This is a genomic window from Myxococcus virescens (assembly GCF_900101905.1).
Taxonomy (GTDB): domain Bacteria; phylum Myxococcota; class Myxococcia; order Myxococcales; family Myxococcaceae; genus Myxococcus; species Myxococcus virescens.
Map to the genome: position 1 here is coordinate 177,387 of NZ_FNAJ01000006.1, position 19,966 is coordinate 197,352.

Below are 19,966 nucleotides of genomic sequence, written 5' to 3' on the forward strand. Positions count from 1 at the left end.
ATCCCCCCTCCATGTCCACGTCCACGAGCGATGCGCTGAGCGCGGCAGACCTGGAGCGGCTGGTCCGCGCCGAGTCCCCCGACCTGGCCGATGCCGTCCTCGCCCTGCTCGAGCAGCCCGAGCAGACGCCAGAGAAGCCGCTGCCGAAGGATGCCTTCACCTTCGACGCGCTCCTCCGGACGCTCACCCAGGCCCGGGCGCACTACGAGTCGGACGGGCGGCGTCAGGCCTCCGCCGAGGCGTGGCAGCGCTACCTGGCGCAGCAGGACGTGCCCCGCCCTCCCCGCCTGGCCCTGGCCGACCTGCTGGTGGCGCTCTACCAGCGCGGCACCCAGGCCTCACGCGCGGCGCTGATGGACATCGCCCGCCGCGCGGACCTGCGCTTCGGCCTGTGGGGCGGACTCAAGCGCATCTACAAGCTGGCGGAGGCCCACCACGACGCGGAGCTGTTCGGCGTGCTCGCCTGGCGCTTCGACGTGGAGCGCCACCGCCCCAGCGCCAGCCGGGAAGTCTCCGGCGGCACCCTCACCTACCTGCGCCGCCGCGCGTGGCGCTACCTGCGCCACCTGGGCGCCGCCGTGCCGGAGCTCTACCCGCAGTTCGCGGTGGAGGTCCTGCGCCACTACGCGCCGGACACCTCCTGGTACGGCGTCTGGGTGGCCCACCACATCTGGGCGCATGGCAGCGGCAAGTACTCGCAGGACTCCTTCGCCATGCCGCCGCCGGGCGACATGGTGAAGCACCGCGCCTTCCCGGACGCGTGGAAGCGCTCGCCGGACGCGCTGATGCGCCTGCTGGACGTGTGTGAGTCGGACCCCGCCGCCAGCTTCGCCATCCAGGGCCTGCGCAAGGACTTCCCGGAGGCGCTGCGCAAGGTGACGCCCGCGTGGCTGGACCGGCTCGCCCGCCGGCCGCTGGGCAGCGCGCACGACTTCCTGGTGGAGACGCTGCAGGGCTCGCCCGAGTTCCACCAGGGCCGGCTGCGCGAGCTCGGCCTGCACGAGGCGGTGCTGGCGCTGCTGCTGTCCCCCAGCGCCAAGGCCCGCGCCTACGCCATCGAGTACGCCCGCGCCCACGCGCAGGACCTGCCGGCGGAGCGCCTGGAGGAGCTGGTGGCCCAGGGCGCCCCGGACGTGAAGTCCTTCGCCGCGGCCACGCTGGAGAAGCGCAACCCGCGCGAGCTGGGCGTGGCGCTGCTGGGGCGGCTCCTGCAGCACAAGGCCACGTCGGGCTTCGCCGCGGGCGCGCTGGCGCAGTCGTTCGACCGGGCCGAGCTGCCCGGGGACTTCCTGCGCGACATGTACCTGGGCACCGGAGAGCAGCTCAACTGGGTGAAGGGCTTCATCGGCTCCAAGTACGGCGCCACCGAGCTGCCCGCGGACTTCTGGAAGGCGCTGCTGGACGACCCGCGGCTGCAGAAGAAGCCCCACCCCGTGGAAGGACTGGCGATGCGGGCGCTGTCGGCCTACCCGGCCGCGGCCATCGGTCCGGAGTGGCTGCTGGAGAAGGCCGCCCATCCCCGCATCAGCCACATGGCGACCCAGGCGCTCATGCGTGCGGACAGCCTGCCCGGGCTGGACGTGGAGCAGGTGAAGGCGCGCGTCTTCAGCGCGAAGTACCGGGGCGTGGCGCTGGGCCTGCTGGGCAACCGCAAGCTGTTCACCGCGCGCCAGCTCACCGTGCCCTGGCTGCTGGCGCTGGCCCGCCGCGCCGACCCGGAGCTGCACGGCTTCGCGCACCGCTACCTGCTGGAGAACGTGGCCCCCGCGGACTTCAGCGACGCGGGCGACGCGGCCGCGGGCCTGGAGCGCCTCTTCGAGCTGGCCCTGGGTGCGAAGCAGCCGGCGCCCGTGCGCGCCTTCGCGCAGACGTACCTGCGCTGCCACCACCCCGTCATCGGGCCGGAGCAGCCGGAGTCGAAGTCCTACAACCTCAAGCCCCGCGCGCCGCGCAAGGCGTACACGCCGGAGCTGCTGTGGCCCGCGCTCACCGATTCACGGGACGACGTGCGCCGCTTCGCCCTGGCCATTGCCCGCGCGGAGCTGCGCGCCTGGGGCTGGCACACGCGGGTGTACGAGCTGGCGGACGCCGAGGCGAAGGAGATCCGCAACCTGGCCTATGACGCCCTGCTGCGCGCGGGTGAGGAAGGCGCGGACGCCCGGCACACGCTCCAGCCGGAGGAGCTGGACCCGGTGAAGGTGTTCTCCCTCACGGAGAGCACCAAGCGCAGCACGCGCGAGGTCGCGGTGGAGCTCATCCGCCGGCACTACGCGCGGCTGGGCGGCGCCGAGCGGCTCGCGTGGCTGATGCAGAGCGCGGACCGCGAGGTGGGCCTGTTCGCGGTGCGCCTCCTCTGGGAGAAGCACCGCCCCACGCACCTGCCGGAGGGGTGGAAGCCCGCGGGCGCCAAGGAGGCCCCGGCCGCCAGCGGCACGGAGCGCTTCGCCAACGTGGACGCGCTGCGCACCTTCCTGCGGAAGATGCTCTTCGGGCTGCCGCCGGGCCGCGCCAAGGAGGCCCGTGAGGGCGAGGTGCAGAAGCGCCTGTCCGCCAGCGTGGCCAAGCGCCGCGTCATCGAGCTGGTGCGCGACCTGGGCCTGGACGACGCGACCTTCGCCCGCGTGGTGGCGCCGGTGCTGGAGGAGTTCACCGGCTCGCTGGCCAAGGGGGAATGGCAGAGCTGCCTCGCCTCGCTGGTGCAGCTGCGGGCCGCGCACCCGGATGCGCAACTCGGAAGCGCCTGAGCAGATTGAACGCCCATGCTGCTCGATGAACTGCTGAATGGCTTTCCGCGGGAGCGCTTCCTCCAGGAGCACTACCTGCGGCGTCCCTTCACCGGCGCTTCCGCCGCGGAGCGCCTCCAGCGCCTGGGGACGTGGGAGACCATCGACTTCCTCGTCGAGGAGACGGCCTGCGACGTGCTGCTCGCGCGCCAGGGCGTGCCCTACCCGGGAGACAGGCCCACGACGGCGAAGGCGGCGCGGGAGCTGTTCGCGCAGGGCTACACGCTCGCGCTGCGGCAGCCGGACCTGCACCACCCGGACCTGGCCCAGCTGGCGCGCGCCTTCAGCGCGGAGCTGCACGGCCGCATCAACCTGCACATCTACTGCACGCCCGCGGGGCACCACGGCTTCGGCTGGCACTGCGACCCGGAGGAGGTGTTCATCCTCCAGACGGCGGGCCGCAAGGACTACCTGCTGCGGGAGAACACGCTCCACCCCGCGCCCCTGCCGGAGTCCGTGCCCAGCGGCTCCCTGGCGGCACAGGAGAAGACGCCCGTCGAGACGCACGCGCTGGGCGCCGGGGACTTCATCTACATCCCAGGCGGGCACTGGCACATGGCGCAGGCAACCGAGGAGGCGCTGTCCATCTCCATCGGCCTGATGCCGCCCACGCTCCTGGACCTCCTCGACGGGGTGAGGGCCGCGCTGGCCAGCAGCCCGGTGTGGCGGCGGCGGATGCCCTCGCTGGGGCGTGCCTCCACGCTGGACGACCCGAGCAAGCTGGAGCTGCTCCGGACGCTGCTGTCGGAGCTGGGCGGTGAACTCCAGCGCCAGCTCGCCGACCCTGGATATCCCCTGCGCTTCCTCGCGCAGACGGCCCGGTTCTATCTGCGCTCCACGGGAATCCGGGGCAACGGGCGCTGACGGCGCGCGGCCCCGCCAACGCCCTCACTGCGCGCTCTTGTATTGAGGGCGCTGGTGCTAAGAAGGGCAGTCACTGAGGAGCGTGATGCCCGTACTCGCCATCGGCAACATCGAGAAGGTCCGCGCACTCGCGGCCAATGCGCGCCTGCTGCTGGTGGGCGGCGCTCGCGCATCCACCGCCAGCCGCCTCACCGCGTTCGAGCCCGGCACCAACAAGGTGCTGTGGAGCACGGAGCTGCCCTCCGCGGTGAACGCGCTCGCCCTGGCCGGTGGCCAATGGGCCGCGGCCGGCGCGGATGGCACGGTGCGCATCGGCACGCTGTCCGACGGGCAGGTGCAGTTCCAGCTCAACGACGTGCACCCCGGCGGCGTCACGGCGCTGGCCTCCAGCGCGGATGGCACGCTCCTCTTCAGCGCGGGCGCGGACGGCGTCGTGCGCGCCTGGGACTGGGAGTCCACGCGCAAGATGCACGAGTGGAAGGCGTCCACCCAGCCCCTGCGCGCGGTGGCCGTGGACCCCTCCGGCACCTACGCGGCGGGCGCGGGTGACGACGGCGTGGTGCGCGTCTTCACCGTGGCCACGGGCGCGCAGCGCGACATGGCCGGCCACGAAGGCGCCGTGCGCGCGCTCGCCTTCACGCCGCGCGACGGCCGGCTGGTGTCCGCCGGTGACGACGGCAAGCTGCGCATCTGGTACCTCGTGGGCGCGGTGGAGTTCGAGGTCCGCGGCGAGAAGGACACTGGCCATGCCGGCCCGGTGCTCGCCCTGCTCTTCCCGCCCACGCCCACCGCCAAGCCGGGTGAGGAAGAGCCCGGCAACCGCGTGTGGTCCTCGGGCAGCGATGGCCAGGTCAAGGTCTGGCGCCTGGACGTTCGCCGCAAGCCGCGCTCGCTCGACGCGGGGGGCAAGCCCGTGCAGGCGCTCGCCTTCGTGCCGCCGGCCAATCCGCGGCTGGCGAAGACGTCCCTGGGCTCCGTCTTCACGGGCGGGGATGACCGCCGCACGCACCGCTTCGGCCTCGCGGCGGATGGCTCGCCCGCGGGCGACCACGACACGTCTCAGCACGGCATCGACCTGCTGACGGAGTCACTCAAGGCCGGCCGTCCCCGCCGCGAAGCCGCGGTGCGCGAGGCCGCCGCGCTGGAGGAGACGGAGGCGCTGGACTTCCTCTTCCAGGTGCTGGCCTCGGAGAAGGACGCGGAGGTCCGGCGGCTCGCCGTGCGCGAGCTGGCGGACAAGGGCCGCACCGCCGCGCGCCCCAAGCTGCGCGAGCGGCTGGACGACTCGCATCCGATGGTGCGCAAGGCCGCGCTGGACGCGCTCGTCGCGTTGGAGCCTGAGGCCCCGCTGTCCGCGCCGCGCGCGGCGCTGGGCTCGCAGCACCCGGAAGTGCGCGTGCTGGGCCTGGAGCTGCTGGCGAAGCTGGGAGGCACGTCCCCGCTGGTGCCGGGTCTCATCGCCGGCCAGCTCGCGGACAACCAGGGCGCGGTCGGCCTGGCCGCGCTGGACGCGCTCACCCAGGTGATGCCGGGCGACGGCGCCGAGCCGCTGCGCACCGCCTTCGAGCGCGGCCCCTCCCAGCTCAAGGTGGAGGTGCTCATCCGCGCCGTGGCGGGCGGGCTGCTCGGCCACGCGCAGCTGCAGGCCCTGGTGGCCCGCGCGCTGGATGACGCGGACCCCGGCGTTCGCCGGACGGCCTTCACCGTGCGCGTCATGGAGCGCCGGGCGCTGTCCCACGCGCTGGAGTCACGCGACGAGGACTTCGGCCGGGGCACCAAGGAGGTCTCCCGCTGGCTGGTCCAGCGCGCGCGCCGTGCGCAGGGCGTCGCGGGCAATCCGCCCATCACCGACGCGGAGCTCCAGGCCGCACGCGATGCGATGCCCGCGCAGGGCACCACGGGCGCGGCCATCACCGAGAGCGACCTGGAGCCGCTGCTGGCCGCCATGGCCTGCCGCACGCCGGACACGGCCGTGCGCGGCGCTCGCGGCCTGGCACAGCTGGGCGACGCACGGGCGCTGGGCGCGCTGCTCCAGCTCTCCCGCGAGCCGGACGCCGCCATCCGCCGGGTGGCTGCCTCCTCCCTCCAGGCACTCCAGGACGCGCGCGCTCGCGAGCGACTGGTGTGGATGCTGGACGACGAGAACGCGGACGTGCGCGCCGCCGCGCTGGACGCGGTGGTGGCGCTGGACGCGGACGCGCCGCTGGCGTCGGCGGAGGCCGCCCTGCGCTCGGGCCACGAGGACGTGCGCGTGCGGGGCCTGGACCGGCTGGTGAAGCTGGGCGCGGCGGCGCCGGGCGCGGAGGCGCTGCTGGGCGACGCGCTGGAGGACGAGTCCAGCAAGGTGCGCGGCGAGGCCTTCCGCACGCTGTGGGCCTGGAACGAGAAGGCGCCGGAGAAGGCGCTGGACCGCGCGCTGGCGGGCCGCTTCCCCGACCTGCGCCACCGGGCGGTGGAGGTGCTGGCACAGCGCGCCGCCGAGGGCTGGGCGCTGGAGCGGCTGAAGAAGGCCGTGGAGGACCGCGACACAAGCGTGGCCACCGCCGCGTATGACGCGTGGGTGAAGCACGTGGGCAAGGAGCACGCGGAGGCCCACCTGGCGGCGCTCGCCACCACGCACGCGCCGCTGCGGGAGCACGCCGCGAAGGGCGCCATCCACGCCCCCATCGAGCCCCTGCGCTCGCCGCTGCTCAAGCGCGTCCAGGACGAGGAAGTCCCCGTCGCCGTGGCCGCGCTGGAGGCCCTGGACAAGCTGGTGCCCAACGAGAACGGGCCCCTGCTGGCCGGGCTCTCCGCGGCGCCGCTGCCGGTGCGCGTGCGCGCGGTGGAGCTGCTGGCTCCGCGTGGCGCCGAAGACATCATCGAGCCGATGCGCGCGTTCATCACCGACAAGGACCTGGAGCGGCTCTACCCTCCAGCCTTCCTGGTGCCGCTGCGCATCCGCGCCGCGCGGGCCCTGGCGTCACTGGGCTCGCGGCGCCTGCTGACTTTCTTCGCCACCGTGCTGCTGCCGCACGAGCTGGGCGACCTCCAGGAGCAGGGCGGCCGCGGGCTCGCCACCGCCGCTCGCCGGGGCGACGAAGGCTTCCTGCTGGACGCGCTGGGCCACGCCAACGTGGCGGTGCGCTCCTGGGCCGCGGACGGCCTGTCCCGCCTGGGTGACGTGCGCGCCCTGCCGGTGCTCACCGGCAACCTGCGCCACGACCACCTCCCCATCCGGCTGGGCGCCATCCTCTCCTTCGCGGCCCTGGGCCCGGAGGGTGACGGCGGCCTGCTGCACGGCCTGGAGGACCGCGCCCGCGAGGTGCAGGAGATGGTGTTCGCCATCGTCCTCGCCCGTGATTTGCGCGCCAGCCGCCGGGGCGAGCCGCCCGACCTGCTCACCAGTGCCCTCTCCAGTGGCAGGCCGGAGGTCCGCTACGCCGCCGCCCGCGCGCTGGAGCTGCGCACGGAGCCGGACGCGGCGCGTGCCCAGTTGGTGGAAGCCCTGCTGCCGCCTCGGCCGGAGAAGGTGGCCGACATGAAGGACTGGCCGGCCGAAGAGGAGCGCGTGAAGTACGTCGTCGGGCTCGCGGAGGCCCTGTCCAGCCTCCAGCCCGAGCAGCGCTACGCGGCGGCCCAGGTGCTGCTGCTGCGCGACAAGCCGCTGGAGTACTTCCGCCACGCCAAGAAGGTGGCGCGGCCGAGCACGCTGGATGCGCCCTGGAAGCCGGAGACGGCCCCCACCAGCTCGCCAGTGCAGGCCACGCCCGCGAAGAACTGGCTGCGGCGCATCTTCTCCGCCGTGAAGACGGACGCCCCCGCCGCCTCGCCCGAGGCCTCCGCCCAGGCCGAGCGGCAGCACCTGCGCCGGCTGGCCTTCGGTGCCTACGTCGGCCTGCTGCGGCAGGTGTCCACGGGCGACGATGAGAGCCACCGCGTGCGTCGCGACGCGGTGGACCGGGTGGTGAAGCTCACGCTGGAGGGCTTCGCCGGCACGCCCGCCGCCGTGGCCGCCCTGCTGCGCGCCCTGGAGGACCCGCACCAACTGGTGCGCAAGGCCGCGCTGGCCGGACTGAAGGAGCTCTTCCCCGCCGGGAGCGATGAGCCGCTGGCGCTGGCCCTGGCCTCGCTGGCGCCGGACGTGGCGCGCGCGGCGCTGGATGAGCTGGCCACGCGGGGTGACGCCGCGAAGCCGCGCATCACCGCCGCGCTGAACTCGCCGCTGACGGACGTGCGCCGCTACGCCTTCGAGCTGCTGGAGAAGCTCAGCCCGCCCGGCAGCCTGGAGCCGCTGCTGGCCGCGCTGGGCAGCGAGCACGCCGACCTGCGCGTGGGCGTCATCGAGCGGCTGGCGGGCGCCAACGACTCGCGCGTCACCGAGGCGCTGGGACGCGCCATGGCCAGCGAGCACGAGGACCTGCGCCTGCGCGCCTCGGAGCTGCTGGCGTGGCGTGGCGATGACCGCGCGGTGGAGGTGCTCGCCACGTTCCTGCGCGCGGAGAACGCGAGCGCCGCGAAGCGCGCCACGGAGGCCCTGGCCCGGCTGGCCACGCCCGCCTCGGTGGCCGCGCTGGCCGCCCGGCTGCCCGTGGCCCAGGACTCCCATGAGCGCAAGCGGCTGGTGACGGCCCTGGGCAACACGCGCCGGCCCGAGGCGCTGGAGGTGCTGGCCCGCCAGTGCCAGACGGACGCAGAGGGCGTCATCCGCAGCGAGTGTGTCACCGCGGCCATGACGGTGGCCGGCAGCGACGTGAAGAAGCGCGACGTGAAGCTGGCCGTGTCGTTCCTGCGGCAGGCCGTGAAGAGCTTTGACGTCGCCGTGCGGCTGGAGGCCCTGCGGCACCTGGAGCACGGCGCGGAGGCCGGCCAGTCGGAGCTGCTGGTCAGCCTCTTCACGGACCGCGTCCCCACCGTGAGCGGCGCGGCCGTGGAGGCCTACGCGAAGCGCGTCATCGAGCACGGCGCCCCGGCGGAGCCGCTGGAGGCGGTGCTGCGCGGCGGCTCGCGCGACCTGATGCTGCCGGCCGCGGAAGGCGTGGCCTTCAAGGGCGGCGCCAGCGCGCTGCGGCCCCTGATGCTGTACGCCCGCGCGGGCGAGGATGGCCAGCGCGAGCGGGCCCTGCTGGCCCTGGGCACGCTGGGTGACGCGCGCGCCCTGGCCGAACTGGAGACGGTGGCCGCGGGCGGCACGGCCGAAGCCCCCGTGGAGCCGAGCATGGTGTCGGCCGCCATCGAGGGCCTGGGCCGGCTCGCCGCGAAGCTGCCGGACGGCGAGGAGCGCCGCCGCGTCGAGGAGAAGGTGGAGGCCGCCGCGGTGGAGGGCGCCACGCTGGTGCTGCAGCAGGCCGGCGTGAAGGGCCTGCGCGCCATCGGCGGGGAGCGCGCCCGGGTGAAAATCGAGGCGCTGCTCGGCGACACGAGCACGGCGCTGCCGGTGCAGCTCACCGCGGCCCAGGAGCTGGGGAAGCTCAAGGACACCGCGGCGGAAACCGCCCTGGCCGCCGCGCTGGACGCGCCCCAGCAGGAGCTGCGCAAGGAGGCCCGCAAGGCGCTCGACGCGCTTTTCCCCACCGAGCGCACGCGGGTGGAGTTCCACGCGGTGGCCAGCCGCTACCCGGACATCTCCGCGCCCGCCGCGGCCTACCTCGCCAACGAAGGCGACCCGGCGCTGCTGGTGCCCCGGTTGGCCACGCTGGACAACGTGACGCTGCGGCTGCGCCTGCGGCGCGGGCTCGCACGCCGGGGCGCCCTGCCCCTGCCGGAAGTGGTGGCGCTGCTGGGCCACGACAAGCCGGAGGCCCGCGAGGAGGCCGCGCTGCTGGTGGGCACCTGGACGGGAGAGGCCCGAGAGCCCGGCACCGTGGACCTGGCCGCGCTGTCCCGCGCGCTGGTGACGGCCGAGCGCCGCACGGCCACGGACTGGACCTCCGCCGCGCCGTCCAGGCGCGCCGTGCTGGAAGGCGCCTGGGAGCGGCTGCTGTGGGCGGGCTCCCGGCTGGGCACCGCGGGCATGGCCGACTCCGCGCGCACCCTCCTCCAGGGTGGAGAGACGGCGGCCCCGGGCACCGTGCGCCGGGAGGCCGCGCGCGCCCTGGGCCGGCTGGGCACGCCGGGGGGCACGCTGACGCTCACCGGACAGGCCCCGGCGGCCGTGCTGACGAACGAGAAGGAGCGCGCCGCCGCGGCGGACACGCTGCGCAAGTCGCTGGTGGACCCGGACGCGCGGGTGCGGGCGGCGGCGGCGGACGCGCTGGCGAAGCTCGCCCCCGAGCGCGCCACCGCCTGGGCGCTGGAAGTGAAGCCCTTCGACGCGGTGGCCTTCGGCCCCATGGGGGCCCGGACGTCACGGGAGCTGCTGGCCACCTCCGAGGGTCGCCGGCTGTCGGTGCCGACGCTGCTGGGGGCCCAGGCGCTGGAGCCCCTGAAGTCCCTGGCCACCGACGCGAAGCCGGAGACGCGGCAGGACGCGTGGGCCGCGCTGGGCCGCCTGGGCGGAGACGACGCGGCGAAGCTGCTGCACGAGGCCGCCTTCGACAAGTCGCAAACCGTGGAGCTGCGCAAGGCCGCCTGGCGCGCCCACAAACGTGCACGCCGGGCCGCTGAGCGCGCCCGGAACCGGAAGGAAGGGAACCCGTCGTGACGACCGCCACCCGACACCCCGTCGAGCTGCGCTACGCCACCGCGAGCGACGTCGAGTCCGGCACGGACAGCTCCCGCGTCCGCCTGGCCCTGGAGGGCTCGCGCGGCACCGTGGGCGTGAGCGGCCGCGTCACCGACGCCGCCCTCTTCCGCGACGCGCTGGCCGCCACCTTCGGCATCCTCGCCAGCGACTTGCGCTACCGGGGCAAGGACCGCACCGCGTACCTCGCCTACCTGATGAAGCAGGGCAAGCGGGCCAGCGCGCTCATCTGGGAGGCGCAGAAGGCGTTCCTGGACAACGCGCTGGATGGCGAGAAGAAGCAGGACGCGGTGCTGGACCCCGTGCTCACGGTGGATCCAGACAGCGTGTCCCTGGAGGTCTTCTCCCGCGACGAGAGCGCCTACGCCCGGTTGTCCTTCGACAACCGCCTCTTCGAGGGCCGAGAGGCCGCGCACGGCTCCACCTTCCTGGACGTGCCGCCGGAGCTGCCCGCCCGCGTGGACCGGCTGCGCACCTACGTGCCCGTCTCCCTGGAGGCGCACGTCGCGCTGGCCACGCCGGCCTCGCAGCCGGCCCGCGCCCCGCGCAACGTGGAGGTGCCCCACGCCTGGCTGCGCGGCTTCCTCCAGGTGCAGTCCGCCGCCACGCTGCCCGCGAGCACCTGCGAGCTGGCGCCCATCGACCTCTACAACCTCCTCTTCGCCCTGCGCGCTCGCAAGGCGAAGAAGGCCCCCCGCGCGCTGCGCTTCGAGCTGGTGCCCGGCGCCCCGCCCCGGCTGGTGCTGGAGCCGTGGGAGCTGGTGCTGGAGTGCCACGGCGGCACATACAACGGCACCGCGCCCGCGGTGGTGCGCACCTTCGGGCGTCAGCGCCTGGCCGCGCTCGCGCGCCTGCTGCCCCACGCGAAGTCGGTGCGGGTGCAGCTGATGGGCCCCGGCCTGCCGGTGTTCTGGGTCATCGACATGGGGGCGGCCACGCTCACGCTGGGCCTCACGGGATGGACGGAGAGCGGCTGGTCCTCCGCCGCGGCCTTCGACGTGCTGATGCCCCGCGCGGTGCCGGACGGATTGGCGGAGCAGCTTCGTAACCGGCTGCGGACCGAAGGCCCCCTGCCCTTCGACACGCTGGCCGCCAATGCCGGCGCGCCCAAGGAGTCCGTGCGCGCGGCGCTCCAACTGGAGTGCCTGCGCGGACGCATCCTCTTCGACGTGGCGCGCGGCCAGTACCGTCCGCGCGAGCTGATGCCCACGCCGGTGGACGCCGCCGTCATCCGCTACGGCAACGAGTTGGAAGCGCGGGCGCACCGCCTGCTGGGCGGCGACGGCGCTCCGGGCTCGGGCGAGGTGAAGCTGACCAAGGTGCACGACGTGGTGGGCGAAGGCATCCGCATCCACGGCGAGGTGGTGGACCGCGAGGCCCTGCGCAGCTTCTTCCCCAGCTTCACGTTGGATTTGGAAGGCCGCGTGAAGGACGCGAGCTGCGGGTGCCCGCACCACCGGCGCTCCGGCCTGAGGGAAGGCCCCTGCGAGCACCTGCTGGCGCTGCGGCTGGCCTACGCGCGCCGCCGCGCGGAGGAAGAGGCGCTGCGGCAGACGCCCGAGGGCCGCAAGCTCATCCGCGCGGAGACGCGTTCCTACGTGCGGCGCGACGCGGAGAGCGGCCTGGAGACGGTGTACCGGGTTTCCCTGGATGGTCAGGTGGTGGCGGTGGAGTGGGGCCCGCGCACGGGCTCGCCGCGTCACCAGCGGCTCTGGTTCGACTCGGATGCGGAAGCGCGCGGAGCGTACTTCGCGCGCCTGGAGAAGTTGGCGGCTGACGGCTACATCGACGCGGCCTCGGCATTGGTGTAAACCCTTCAACCACGGCCCGGCCGCCACGAGCGGCCGGCAGGACAGGTGCGACGAAGAGACGACGACGTGCGCTTCACGCGCGAGCAGCCGAGAGAGGTCCGGAGTGCATCAGCCTGAGCGCCTCGAGCGCGGGAGCGGCGTTGCGCCGCTCCGGTTGGAATGCAGGACACTCTCCGCAAGGTAGCCTGTTCTTGGCTCTCTCCCTCCTAGGCACTACGGCCAGGGTGGGTAGCGGAGCCAACGACGCGACCGCCGTTTACCCACCCCGGCCGTAGTGCCTAGGAGGGGAGAGCCGGTGAGGCTACCGTGCCCCAGGTAAGATGGTGGTGCTTTCCCGGCCTCCCTCGACTGCTCGCGCCATGTCCCGTCATCCATCGCCGCGCCCGCCCAAGGTGCAGACATGACCGCCAGGCTGGACCCGTTCGTCCCCGCAGCTTCGCCGCAGGCCGTGCCCACGCCCGAACCCACCGCTCCATCGCCGGACGCGTCCGCGAAGCGTGAGGCCCGCCGGCTGGCGCACGAAGCGCTACTCGTCCGCGCGAAGGCCATCGACGAAGCGGGCGGCGCCGACGACTGGGTGCAGGCGCAGCTCGTCTCCAAGGGCCTCGCGGTGGAGGACCTGGACTTCTCCAGCGCCTCCGAGAAGGACAAGAAGGCCTGGAAGGAGAAGAAGAAGGCCGAGGCCACCGAGCGCCGCGCGCTGAAGCGCCAGGCGCACGAGGCGTGGAAGGCCACGCACGTGGGCCACCTGGGCGCGGGCGTGCACTGGGCGGAGGACCGCCCGGCCGACGCGTTCGACGTGCCCCACCGCGAGGAGCGCGCCCGGGCCAACGGCCTGACGGAGCTGGACTCGGCGGAGGCGTTGGCGAAGGCGCTGGGGCTGAGCGTGTCCAAGCTGCGCTGGTTCGCGTTCCACCGCGAGGTGGACACGGCCACGCACTACGTGAGCTGGACGATTCCGAAGCGGGACGGCGGCAAGCGCACGATTACGTCCCCCAAGCCGGAGCTGAAGGAAGCGCAGCGCTGGGTGCTGTCCAACGTCGTGGAGCGGCTGCCGGTGCACGGCGCGGCGCACGGCTTCGTGGCGGGGCGCTCCATCCTCACCAACGCGCTGGCCCATCAGGGCGCGGACGTGGTGGTGAAGGTGGACCTCAAGGACTTCTTCCCCTCCGTCACCTGGCGCCGGGTGAAGGGCCTGTTGCGCAAGGGCGGCCTGCCGGAGGGCACGTCCACGCTGCTGTCGCTGCTGTCCACGGAAGCACCGCGGGAGGCGGTGCAGTTCCGGGGCAAGCTGCTGCACGTGGCCAAGGGCCCTCGCGCGCTGCCCCAGGGCGCGCCCACGTCGCCGGGCATCACCAACGCGCTGTGCCTGAAGCTGGACAAGCGGCTGTCCGCGCTCGCGAAGCGGCTGGGCTTCACGTACACGCGCTACGCGGACGACCTGACCTTCTCGTGGACGAAGGCGAAGCAGCCCAAGGCGCGGCGGACGCAGCGTCCCCCGGTGGCGGTGCTGCTGTCTCGCGTGCAGGAAGTGGTGGAGGCGGAGGGCTTCCGCGTGCACCCGGACAAGACGCGCGTGGCGCGCAAGGGCACGCGGCAGCGGGTGACGGGGCTGGTCGTGAACGCGGCGGGCAAGGACGCGCCGGCGGCCCGAGTCCCGCGCGACGTGGTGCGCCAGCTGCGCGCCGCCATCCACAACCGGAAGAAGGGCAAGCCGGGACGCGAGGGCGAGTCGCTGGAGCAGCTCAAGGGCATGGCCGCCTTCATCCACATGACGGACCCGGCCAAGGGCCGCGCCTTCCTGGCGCAGCTCGCGGCGCTGGAGTCCACGGCGAGCGCGGCTCCGAAGGCGGAGTGACGCTCAGCGCGCGAGCAACGCGGCGTCGAGGAACGCCTTCAACCGCTGGGGGTACGCCTCCGGCTCGGTGGCGCTGAAGTTCCCGTGCCCGGCGCCCTGGATGCGCCATGTCTGGGCATACTCGCGCACCTTGGCGAAGAGCTCGTCAGCGAGCGGCTGTCCTGACTCCTCCGTCCCCATGACGATGAGCAGCGGCCGGGGGCGGATGCGCTCCACCGCGTCGATGGTGCGCACCTCTTCCAGGGCGATGCCGCGCCGCCAGAAGGGCACCAGCGCCCCGCTTTGCGACACGAAGCCGAAGCGGCGGAAGTCATACGCGGCGGCCAGCCACAGCGTGTTGAACGGGGACAGCAGCACCACGGCGCGCACCGCCGGGTCCTCCGCCGCCACCTCCGCCACGGCCGCGGAGCCAATCGAGAAGCCGAGCGCCCCTACCCGCTCCGGGTCCACGTCCGGCTGGGCGCGTACGAAGTCCAGCGCGGCCCGCACGTCCCGGCGCTCCAGGTCTCCCCAGGTGGAGAAACCGCCCTCGCTTTCACCGTGGGCGCGCAGGTCGAAGAGCAGCACGCCATAGCCCGCGGCCCGCAGGATTCGCGCTTCGGGCAGCAGGTCCGCGCGCGTCTGGGACAGGCCGTGCGCCAGCACCACGGCGGCGCGGTTCCGCGACGGCACGTACCAGCCCCGCAGCGTCAGCCCATCCGACGTCTGAAGCGAAACGTCCTTTGCCTCGGCGAAGTCAGCGGGGCGCTCGGCCTTGGGGCGTGGGTAGTGGAAGTAGGCCTCGGAATGACGCAGCGCCCTACCGAACACCGCCAGCGCGGCCAGCAGCCCCAGCGCGAGCGCTCCACCCAGCAGCCACCGCCACTTCATCTTCGTTGGACCTCGCGGAAGGAAGCTGGGGTGTTTGAACCCCAGGAGTGCAGACGGGACCCACGTTGCTCCGCCACGTACTGAGCAGCTTACACTCCAAATAGACAACTCACAGTGCCATCAAAGACGGCACTGTCGCGCCAGGAAACCTGTGGGCACATCCAGGATGATGTTCGACGTGGTGGTGGTGGGTGGTGGCGCTTGCGGCGGATGGACAGCCAAGCAGCTGACGGAAGCAGGCTTGCGTGTCCTGGTGCTCGAAGCGGGCCGAGGCATGAGCGCGGACCGGATGCTGTGGATGCTCCACCGCATGCGCCAATCCCTTGGCTACCTGGCGGAGACGGACGACCAGCGCAAGGTGCGCCAGTCGGTGCAGAGCACCACCTTCGCGTGGCCCTTCCACCCGCACGCCTTCGTCGACGACGTGGACAATCCCTACACCACGCCGGAGGACCAGCCCTTCACGTGGATTCGTGCACGGCAGGTGGGCGGGCGCACGTCCGTGAAGGCGCACGGGCGCCAGTTCTACCGGCTGTCTGACTTCAACTTCAAAGCAGGCACGCAGGATGGACAGGGACCGGACTGGCCGCTGACGCTGGCGGAGCTGGCGCCGCACTACGAGACGGTGGAGCGGTGGATGGGCATCCACGGCAACGCGGATGGCCTGGACATTCTGCCGGACTCCGTCTTCGCGGGTGCCATCGCCATGACGCCCGCGGAGCAGCGCCTGAAGGAACAGGTGGAGCGCCGCTGGCCGGAACGCCGCGTCATCGTCCGCCGCACGGCGGGAGCGCCCGTGACGATGCCCGCCGCGTTGAAGACGGGCCGGCTCGCGCTGCGCACGAACGCGGTGGTGGACCAGGTGCTGTACGACGCGGCGACAGGGCGCGCCACGGGGGTGCACTACCTCGACGCGAGGACGGGCAAGTCCTACGAGGCCCACGCGCGGGTGGTGGTGCTGGCGGCGGGCGCGATTGAATCCACGCGGCTGCTGCTGAACTCGCGATGCAGCGCGTTCCCGGACGGATTGGCGAACACGTCGGGGCAGTTGGGCCGCAACCTGATGGACCACACGTACATGCTGGGCATCGAGGCAAAGATGAACCTGCCTCCCGAAGCCCAACGGCAGGAGCATAGCTGGGCGTACATCCCCCAGTTCCGCAACGTGGCCACGAAGGAGCAGGACTTCGCGCGCGGCTACGGCGTGCAGGTCTTCACCTTTGGGGACAACTGCCACTTCGTGCCCTTCGGGGAGATGGTGCCGCGCCCGGAGAATCGCGTGACGCTCAGTCCGACGGTGAAGGACCGCTGGGGCATCCCCGCCGCGCACATCGAATGCCGGCACTCCGCCAACGAGCTGAAGATGGCCGAGGACGCGCTGGCGGCGTGCAAGGAGATGATGGAGGCAGCCGGCTTCACCGTGGAGAAGGCCAACGCCACGTTGTCCACGCCGGGCATGGCCATCCACGAGGTGGGCACGGCGCGCATGGGCACGGACCCGAAGACGTCGGTGCTCAATCCCCACAACCAGAGCTGGGACGTGCCCAACCTCTTCATCAACGACGGTGCCTGCTTCCCCTCCCAGGGACCGCAGAACCCCACGCTGACGATGATGGCCATCGCCGTGCGCGCCAGTGCGCACATCGTGAAGGAGTTCAAAGCCGGGCGGCTGTGACGGGGTGGCGAGCGTTGCGGCTCCGGCGCGGCATAAGCCTCACGCGCTCGGTGCGCGCCATACGCGGTGCGCGTCTCGCGTAGCCATCGAAGCGGCGAGCAGCGCGGAGGTTCTCCTCGACGCCCGGAAGCACCTCAGGGCCAAGCCCTCCGTCGCCGCAGCAGCGCGACCAAGAGCAACCCCACTGCCGACACCAGCGCCAATGGGCTCAGCCAGTCACCCCATGCCAGCGCGAGCGTCATCAGCGCGGCCGTCTCCGGCACGCGCATGGTGAGGCCGGCGCGCTGGTTGTCGTCCACCTCGGCCACCACCGCGCCCGTGATGTCGATGAGCGCGGTCACACCCGAATTCGTCACCCTCACCTGTGGCCGCCGCGTCTCGATGCTGCGGAAGGCCGCGTGCATCAGGTGCAGCCGGGGTGCGGGCGTGCCGGTGAACCACGAGTCATTGGACAGCGTGAGCAGCAGCTCCGCGCCCTGCCGCACGCCCTGCGCGACATACTCGGGGAAGATGGTCTCGTAGCAGATGAGCGGCGCCACCCGGAGCTTGCGTCCGTCGCGCAGCGTGAAGCTCACCGCCCGAGGCCCGGGCCCTCGCTTCCAGCGTCCCGTCCACGGCAGCCACTCGCGAAGCGTGGGGGTGTCGATGGCGTCCGGCACCCACTCCGTCAGCGGGAAGAGCATCGTCTTGCGGTACGCTGCGCGCTCGAACGAGCCTCCAGGTGACGACGGCCCCAGGAACATGGCCGCGTTGAACTCGCGCTCGCCCTCCAGCTCGTAGGCGCCGAAGACGAGCGGCACGCCGCGCTCGGAGACGTAGCCGGCGATCTCCGCGTCCAGCTTCGCGCCCGTCTCGCTGCGAGGCGTCCCAAAGGGCGTGGGGTACACCGTCTCCGGCCACACCAGCAGGTCCAGCGGTCCTTCTCGTAGCAGCGCGTCCGACATCGCGTAGTGCGTGTCGAGCACCATCCGCACGACCTGGTAGGCCCCCATCTCCGCCTTCAGCTTCTCATAGCGGGTGATGTTCGCCTGCACCGCGCCCACCACCAGCCCGCCCTCACGCCGGGTTGCCTCGCGCACCTGCGCATGCCGGAAGGCGCCGTACCCCGACAGCACGAACACCAACGTCGTCAGCCCTGCCACGGGCTTCCAGGCGGCCCGCGCCCCATGGCCCCTCCAGGCACGAAACGCCGCGAGCACGCACTCATTGCCCAGCAGCAGCATCAGCGTGAGCCCAGGCGCCCCCGCGACGTCCGCGCCCTGGCGCATCCACTCCGATGCATAGAGCCCATGTCCCAGCGTGTCCGCGAAGAGCTTCGGCGTGACTCCCTCCACGCCAACATAGGCGAGCGTCCCCACCAGGGGCGGCAGCCAGCCCTGTCCCTCCCGCGCCAGACGCCGCGCCGCGTACCGGGTCAGCGCGGCGGCGACGAACTGGAGCTGGAGCAGCGGCGCCACCAGCAGGAACAGCGCCCAACCGACCACCGTGGGCGCCCGCGAGTACGCCTGGAGCGCGCCCGGGAACCAGTGAAAGACGGCGGCGGTGAACGTCACGCTGAGCAGCACACCCAGGCCCAGCGCCTCGCGCGCCGAGCGGGCCCGGTCCAGCGCCGCGAGCCAGGGCACCATCGCCACCCAGCCGAGCGCCAGCCAGCGCGCCTCCAGCCGCCCGAACAGCGCGAACAGGACCGTGGTCCCCAGGACACCGAGCAGCGCCGCCCCGAGGTGCCGCCCGCGTCCCACCCCCACCTGGACGCCGGTCACGGCGAGGGCGCCCCACTCTCCGCGCCCTCAGGCAGCTCCAACCGTCGGATAGGCATTCCCGGAGGGGCCAGCTCCTCGGGCACCAGCCCGTCTGCGGGCTTGGGCACGGGCCGCCCGTTCGCATCCACGGGCTGATGGTCGGGATGGAACATCAGCACGGCCGCCACGATTTCACCCGAGTCCTTGTACTGGAAATGACGCACGTATCCGGGCGGCAGCTCGAAGTCGTCGGGGACGACGAGGCCTTTCTTGATGGGCTTCGTCCCGGGCCGGTAGAGCTGCATGCCCGTCAGTTCGGACTCCATGGCCGGCTCCTGGACGTCGGTATCGGTGGCCAGTTCGGGAACAGGCTCGGGAGCGGGCTGCGGCGCCGAAGCCGCGATGGGAGGCGGTCGTGTCCGCGGCGCGCGGGCACGCGCCTCGGGCGTGGGAGGCGGGATGGGCAGCGGCACCTCCGCGAGCGGCGGCGGCGCTTCCACCTCGATGTCGGTCGAGCCCCACCAGACACTCAAGCCAATGCACGCGAGCGTGAAGACACACGCGCCGCCCACGAGCCACACACCCAGACCCTTCCCCGTTCGAGCGGGCGTGATGTGCGTGACGCCGTCGCTGTCAACGCGACGCTTTGGTGCAGGGGACTGCGGCCTCATGTTCGCGCGAAGACCTCCGGGCTGCGTATGCTACGGAGCCACTCCCTCCGAGGCAATCACAGCGCATTCCGCTCACCCTCATGAGCTCTTCGTCCATTCTCGTCACCGATGCCCCCGGCGGCACGCCCCCCGCCCCCACGCCCGAGCCCGCTCGCTTCGCGGTGCACGCCTGGACACCCGGGCTGCGAGGGCTCGCGGTGGTGACGCAGCTCGCCGCGCTGGGCGCCCTGCTCCACTTCACCGCGCAGCTCTGGATGGAAATGTCCGAAGGGACCCAGCGGATGCAGCCCGTGCCCATCGCCATCGGGCTGGTGCTGCGAGTCGTGCTACCGCTCGTGTTCGTCTCCGCGCTGCGCCGCAGCCGCCGGGCCATCGTCGCCGTGGACACCCACCAGTGGACCCTGACGCTGCGCGGCGGCGCCCGGATGGAGATTCCCTTTGAAGCCGTGACCGCGGTGCGCCCCTGGCGGCTGCCACTCCCGGGCCCCGGCCTGGCGCTGCAGATGCGGTCAGGCCGCGCTTTCAGCCATGCGCTGGAGGTGGAGGACGCACTGCCCCTGCTGAACGCGCTGGGCCAGCACGGAGCACCAGGCGCCGCGCAATCCCACACACTGGTTCGTTACGCCCATGCGCGCCATGCCCTGTGGCGCCGGCGCTGGTACCACCTGCTGGTGAAGTTCGTGCTCTTCCCGCTGGTGCCCACGGCCATCCTCTTCTACTCGTACCAGGTCATCTCGTTTGGAGGCGCGCTGGGTGAGTACAGGATGTACGGATGGGACGCGTACCTGCGTTCGTTCGGCCGGTACTACGTGCCCATCTCGTTGTGCCTGTTGCTCTTCGCCTGCTTCTGGCGTGTCGTCGCGGAGGGCGCGGCGCTCCTCGCTGCGTGGCTTCTGCCAGCCTGGGCGCGTGGCGTGCGGCGCACGGCGGAGTGGTTCTGCAGGCTCGTCTACTACGTCGGCACGCTTGGGTTGATCGGCGCGCGCTTCATGATGTGACGTGCGCGCCAGGCGCTGGAAACGACAAGGCCC

10 protein-coding genes are annotated in these 19,966 nt (G+C 72.8%); 7 read left to right on the forward strand and 3 right to left on the reverse strand.

Going from position 1 to position 19,966, the window contains the following annotated elements; all coding sequences use genetic code 11:
• Window positions 1–11: 11 nt before the first annotated feature.
• The 5 genes from BLU09_RS19350 to BLU09_RS19370 all read left to right on the forward strand — a co-directional run bounded on the left by BLU09_RS19350 (window position 12) and on the right by BLU09_RS19370 (window position 13,977).
• A complete protein-coding gene (locus tag BLU09_RS19350) occupies window positions 12–2,744 on the forward strand; it encodes a hypothetical protein (protein WP_090491028.1) in 2,733 nt (910 codons plus the stop codon).
• 15 nt (window positions 2,745–2,759) lie between these two features.
• On the forward strand, window positions 2,760–3,647 hold the full coding sequence (locus tag BLU09_RS19355; RefSeq protein ID WP_090491029.1) for a JmjC domain-containing protein: 888 nt from the start codon (window positions 2,760–2,762) through the stop codon (window positions 3,645–3,647).
• Between the two features lie 85 nt (window positions 3,648–3,732).
• Window positions 3,733–10,269: a HEAT repeat domain-containing protein gene (locus BLU09_RS19360; RefSeq protein WP_186817686.1), complete on the forward strand. Its 6,537-nt coding sequence runs from the start codon at window positions 3,733–3,735 to the stop codon at window positions 10,267–10,269.
• Window positions 10,266–12,119 (forward strand): hypothetical protein, encoded by a 1,854-nt coding sequence (locus BLU09_RS19365; protein WP_090491031.1) that lies wholly within the window; start codon window positions 10,266–10,268, stop codon window positions 12,117–12,119. Before BLU09_RS19360 ends, BLU09_RS19365 begins: the two co-directional genes overlap by 4 nt.
• 400 nt (window positions 12,120–12,519) lie before the next feature.
• Complete coding sequence (locus BLU09_RS19370; protein WP_090491032.1) at window positions 12,520–13,977, forward strand: reverse transcriptase family protein; 1,458 nt, start codon at window positions 12,520–12,522, stop codon at window positions 13,975–13,977.
• A 3-nt stretch (window positions 13,978–13,980) separates the two neighbouring features.
• Here the strand turns inward: BLU09_RS19370 and BLU09_RS19375 are convergent, their stop codons facing one another.
• Window positions 13,981–14,847, reverse strand: coding sequence for an alpha/beta hydrolase (locus BLU09_RS19375; protein ID WP_090491033.1), 867 nt, complete (start codon window positions 14,845–14,847; stop codon window positions 13,981–13,983).
• Between the two features lie 151 nt (window positions 14,848–14,998).
• Here BLU09_RS19375 and BLU09_RS19380 point away from each other — a divergent pair, with 151 nt between their 5' ends.
• A complete protein-coding gene (locus BLU09_RS19380; RefSeq protein ID WP_090491034.1) occupies window positions 14,999–16,522 on the forward strand; it encodes a GMC oxidoreductase in 1,524 nt (507 codons plus the stop codon).
• A gap of 134 nt (window positions 16,523–16,656) precedes the next feature.
• On the opposite strand, the gene lnt is transcribed toward BLU09_RS19380, so the two are convergent.
• Together lnt and BLU09_RS19390 are read right to left on the reverse strand one after the other, a co-directional pair.
• On the reverse strand, window positions 16,657–18,285 hold the full coding sequence (gene lnt, locus BLU09_RS19385) for an apolipoprotein N-acyltransferase (RefSeq protein WP_090491035.1): 1,629 nt from the start codon (window positions 18,283–18,285) through the stop codon (window positions 16,657–16,659).
• Entirely contained in the window at window positions 18,282–18,935 is a 654-nt protein-coding gene (locus BLU09_RS19390) for a hypothetical protein (RefSeq protein WP_090491269.1), read from the reverse strand. Before BLU09_RS19390 ends, lnt begins: the two co-directional genes overlap by 4 nt.
• An 80-nt stretch (window positions 18,936–19,015) precedes the next feature.
• Between BLU09_RS19390 and BLU09_RS19395 the strand changes: the two genes are divergently transcribed.
• A complete protein-coding gene (locus BLU09_RS19395) occupies window positions 19,016–19,933 on the forward strand; it encodes a hypothetical protein (RefSeq protein ID WP_244171855.1) in 918 nt (305 codons plus the stop codon).
• Window positions 19,934–19,966 lie beyond the last annotated feature (33 nt).